Origin of the sequence: Streptomyces sp. NPDC059564 (assembly GCF_042735575.1) — a bacterium.
Lineage (GTDB): Bacteria > Actinomycetota > Actinomycetes > Streptomycetales > Streptomycetaceae > Streptomyces.
The window spans coordinates 1-2,889 of record NZ_JBHWBP010000582.1 but is presented as its reverse complement, the minus strand read 5'-3'; the positions used below and the strand labels follow the sequence as shown (position 1 = coordinate 2,889).

Sequence of the window (2,889 nt, the reverse complement as noted above, 5' to 3'; positions counted from 1 at the left end):
GTTCCGGGCCCCCGTCGTGCGCGGTGGGGGCCTCGCGCGGGCCGTCCGAGAGGCGCCGGGCTGACGCCGCGCTAGCCCGTGTGGGTGAGGATGGGGGGCGCACGACGGTATCCCGCACGGGATCCACACCCGTATGGTCCCGGAACGCGCGTGCGGACTGGCATCCTGGGCGACGTCTCTGACTCCTCACCCTGGAGCTTCGGCCCGTGAGCAGCTCCCCGGTTTCGGTTCCGGTCCCCGCACAGCCGTACGGGCGGCCTCCGCTGCGTACCGTCCAGGTCCTCGGCGGTGCGGGCGCGGGCAGCAGCGCGCACGTGCGGTCGCTCACGACCGGGCTCGCCGCCCGGGGCGTGCGGGTGACCGTGTGCGCCCCCGTCGCGGCCGAGGGGGAGTACGACTTCACCGGCGCGGGTGCGCGGTTCACCTCGGACGCGGCGAACGCCCTGCGGGCCGCCTGCGCCGGGGCCGACGTGGTGCACGCGCACGGGGTGCGGGCCGGGATGCGGGCCGCGCTGGCGCTGCGCGGCGCCGGGCGGGGGCGGGTGCCGCTGGTGGTGACCTGGCACGGCGGCGCCCCGGAACCCGCGGGGGCGCTGGGGCGGCTGAGCCGGCTGCTGGAGCGGCGCGTGGCGCGGGCCGCCGCCGTGGTGCTGGGCGCCTCCTCGGACCAGGTCGACCTGGCGCGGCGGCGCGGGGCCCGGGACGCGCGGCTGGCGGCGCCGGCCGTACCGGTCGCCGAGCACGCGGTGGACGCCGGGAAGACCCGGGCGGAACTCGGAGCGGTGGAACGGCCGTTGGTGATCGCGGTCGGCAGTCTGGTGGCCCGGCGCGGGTACTCCCTGCTGCTCGACGCGGCACGGGCGTGGCGGGTGCTGGACCCGCTGCCGCTGCTGGTCATCGCGGGGGAGGGGCCGCTACGGGCCGAACTCGCCCGGCGCATCGAGGCGGAGGGGCTCCCGGTGCGGCTCCTGGGCCGGCGGCGGGACGCGGACCGGCTGCTGGCGGCGGCGGACGTGGCGGTGGTGCCGAGCCGCTGGGAGGGCCGGTCCCTGCTCGCGCAGGAGGCGCTGCGGGCCGGGGTGGCGCTGGTGGCGACCGAGGTCGGCGGGGTGCCGGAGCTGGTCGGCGACGCGGCCGTGCTGGTGCCGTACGGGGACCCGGGGGCGCTGGCCGGAGCGGTGGCCGCGCTGCTGGACGATCCCGGGCGGCGGGCGGAGCTGGCGGCGGCGGGGCGGGCCCAGGCGGCGACGTGGCCGTCGGAGGACGACACGGTGGCGCAGGTCCTGTCGGTGTACGACGAGCTGATGGAGCGCGGGCGGGCCTAGGCCTTCGCGTCGGCGGGCCAACTGCGCAGGGTGAGGTCCACGGTGCGGTGGAGTTCCGCGCGGGTGGCACCGCTCGCGGCCTGGACGGAGATCCCGTACGAGACCGTCGTGATGTAGCGCGCGAGGTCCGCGGTGTCCGTGCCCGGCGGCAGCTCCCCCTCGGCCCTGGCCCGGTCGAAGCGTTCGCGCAGCCGCAGTTCGCCGGCCAGGCGGCGGGCCGCCAGCTCCCGGCGCGGGGGCTCGGACTGCTCCCCGGTGGCGAGGGCGCCCTGGACGACGAGGCAGCCCGCGGAGGGGTTCTCCGGCGCGGTGGTGACGTCGACGGCGCCGCGCAGCAGGTGCTCGGCGGCGGCGCGGGCCGTGGGCTCCAGGAGGGCCTCGGCGAGGTGCCGGGCGGGCCCGTCGGCGTAGCGGTCCACGGCCTTGCGGAAGAGGGCCTCCTTGTTGCCGTAGGCCGCGTAGAGGCTGGGCCGGCTGATGCCCATCGCGGCGGTGAGGTCCGCGAGGCCGGCGCCTTCGTAGCCGTGCTGCCAGAAGACGCGCATGGCCCGGTCGAGGCGTTCGTCCAGGTCGAACTCGCGGGGGCGTCCCGTGGCCATGAGGCCTCCTCGTTTCTTGTGTACCGGTCGATACAGTACCGTGGCCTCGTTATGTACCGATCGGTAGTGAAGGGGTGGGTTCGCATGGGGGTTCTCGACGGCAGGGTGGCACTGGTCACCGGAGGGTCGCGGGGCATCGGCGAGGCGACGGCGCGGGCGCTGGCCGCCGAGGGGGCGGACGTCGCCATCAGCTACGCCGCCTCGCGGGAGCGGGCCGCGACGGTGGCGGGCGAGCTGCGCGCGGCCGGCGTGCGGGCCGCGGCGTACCGGGCCGACCAGGCGGACCCGGGGCAGGTGGCCGGGCTGGTCGACGCCGTGGTGGCGGACTTCGGACGACTGGACATCCTGGTCAACAACGCGGGGGTGGTGGTCGGCGGCCGGGTCGACGAGGACGGTGACCCGGCGGAGGTCGAGCGGCAGTTCGCGGTGAACGTGGGCGGGGTCGCGGCGGGCGTACGGGCCGCGTCGCGGGTGATGGGGGAGGGCGGCCGGATCGTCACGGTCGGCTCGAACCTGGGAGCGCGGCCCGGGGTCGCGGGCGTCGCCGACTACGCGGCGAGCAAGGCGGCGGTGGTCGGCTACAGCAAGGGCGCGGCGCGGGATCTGGCTCCGCGGGGGATCACGGTGAACGTGGTGCGGTCGGGGTCGGTGGCGACGGACATGAACCCGCCGCGGGGTGCGTACGCGGATGCGCAGCGGGCGGCCAACGCGATGGGGCGCTTCGGGCGGCCCGAGGAAGTGGCGGCGGGCATCGTCTTCCTGGCGGGCCCGACGGCGTCCTTCATCACCGGCGCGGTCCTGGACATAGACGGTGGCTACCTCTCCTGACGGGGGTCGACCGGAGCCTCCCGCGCCTCAAACGCCGGCGAGGCTGAAAGACCCTGGGGCTCCGCCCCAGACCCCGCGCCTCAAACGCCGGCGAGGCTGGATTGGCTGAACACTGCTGCCACCTGTGGCAACCGCAG

The 2,889-nt window shown here is 76.9% G+C and carries 3 protein-coding genes; 2 read left to right on the top strand and 1 reads right to left on the bottom strand.

Annotated features, from left to right (window positions below; all coding sequences use genetic code 11):
- The first annotated feature begins 206 nt into the window (after positions 1-206).
- Entirely contained in the window at positions 207-1,325 is a 1,119-nt protein-coding gene (locus tag ACFV0Q_RS40515) for a glycosyltransferase family 4 protein (RefSeq protein WP_385012981.1), read from the top strand.
- Here ACFV0Q_RS40515 and ACFV0Q_RS40510 read toward each other — a convergent pair.
- A complete protein-coding gene (locus tag ACFV0Q_RS40510; RefSeq protein WP_385012980.1) occupies positions 1,322-1,924 on the bottom strand; it encodes a TetR/AcrR family transcriptional regulator in 603 nt (200 codons plus the stop codon). The genes ACFV0Q_RS40515 and ACFV0Q_RS40510 overlap by 4 nt on opposite strands.
- Positions 1,925-2,008: 84 nt before the next feature.
- On the opposite strand from ACFV0Q_RS40510, the gene ACFV0Q_RS40505 reads away from it, so the two are divergent.
- Entirely contained in the window at positions 2,009-2,752 is a 744-nt protein-coding gene (locus ACFV0Q_RS40505) for an SDR family NAD(P)-dependent oxidoreductase (protein WP_385012979.1), read from the top strand.
- Positions 2,753-2,889 lie beyond the last annotated feature (137 nt).

Coding starts and splice junctions, on each gene's coding strand:
- ACFV0Q_RS40510 (WP_385012980.1), bottom strand. CDS start 1,924: ATGGCCACGGGACGCCCCCGCGAGTTCGACCTGGACGAACGCCTCGAC.
- ACFV0Q_RS40505 (WP_385012979.1), top strand. CDS start 2,009: ATGGGGGTTCTCGACGGCAGGGTGGCACTGGTCACCGGAGGGTCGCGG.